This window comes from Streptococcus sp. GMD4S, assembly GCF_000296955.1.
In genome coordinates, this window is sequence record NZ_AJRE01000522.1 from 1 (window position 1) to 1,086 (window position 1,086).

A 1,086-nucleotide genomic window follows, 5' to 3' on the forward strand; every position below is an offset into this window, starting at 1 on the left:
GTTGCTTCCTTTGTGAAAAGAGTTATAATAGACAGTAGAATAAAAGGAGGAATCTATGAACGCGATTCAAGAATCATTTACAGATAAACTATTTGCCAACTATGAAGCAAATGTCAAATACCAAGCAATTGAAAATGCTGCCAGCCACAATGGAATTTTTGCAGCTCTAGAACGTCGCCAAAGTCATGTAGACAATGCACCTGTTTTCTCATTGGATTTGACCAAGGACAAGGTTACTAACCAGAAAGCGTCTGGTCGTTGCTGGATGTTTGCAGCTCTCAACACCTTCCGTCACAAACTCATTTCTCAATATAAATTGGAAAACTTTGAATTGTCACAAGCCCACACTTTCTTCTGGGACAAGTATGAAAAATCTAACTGGTTCTTGGAGCAAGTCATTGCGACTGCAGATCAAGAATTGACGAGCCGTAAGGTTAGCTTCCTACTCCAAACTCCACAACAAGACGGTGGACAGTGGGATATGGTCGTGGCCCTCTTTGAAAAATATGGTGTCGTTCCTAAGTCAGTTTACCCTGAGTCTGTTTCATCTAGTAATAGCCGTGAGCTCAATGCAATTCTTAACAAATTGCTTCGCCAAGATGCCCAAATCTTGCGTGACTTGCTCGCTTCTGGTGCTGACCAAGCGACTGTTCAAGCTAAGAAAGAAGACCTCTTGCAAGAAATCTTTAACTTCCTTGCTATGTCACTAGGTCTTCCACCGCGTAAATTTGACTTTGCTTATCGCGATAAGGATGATAACTACCAAAGCGAAAAGGGTATCACGCCACAAGAGTTTTACAAGAAATATGTCAATCTTCCTCTAGAAGACTACGTTTCTGTTATCAATGCTCCAACTGCTGACAAGCCTTACGGTAAATCTTACACAGTTGAGATGTTGGGAAATGTGGTTGGTAGCCGTGCAGTTCGTTACATCAACGTACCAATGGAGCGCTTAAAAGAATTGGCGATTGCCCAAATGCAAACAGGAGAAACTGTTTGGTTTGGTTCAGATGTCGGCCAGCTCAGCAACCGCAAAGCTGGAATCCTTGCGACTGATGTTTATGACTTTGAATCAAGCATGGATAT

The 1,086-nt window shown here is 42.2% G+C and carries 1 protein-coding gene; it reads left to right on the top strand.

The annotated features are described in order from the left end of the window. Nucleotides 1–55: 55 nt before the first annotated feature. On the top strand, nt 56–1,086 hold a 1,031-nt coding region (locus tag GMD4S_RS12285; RefSeq protein WP_000991644.1), incomplete at its 3' end, for a C1 family peptidase.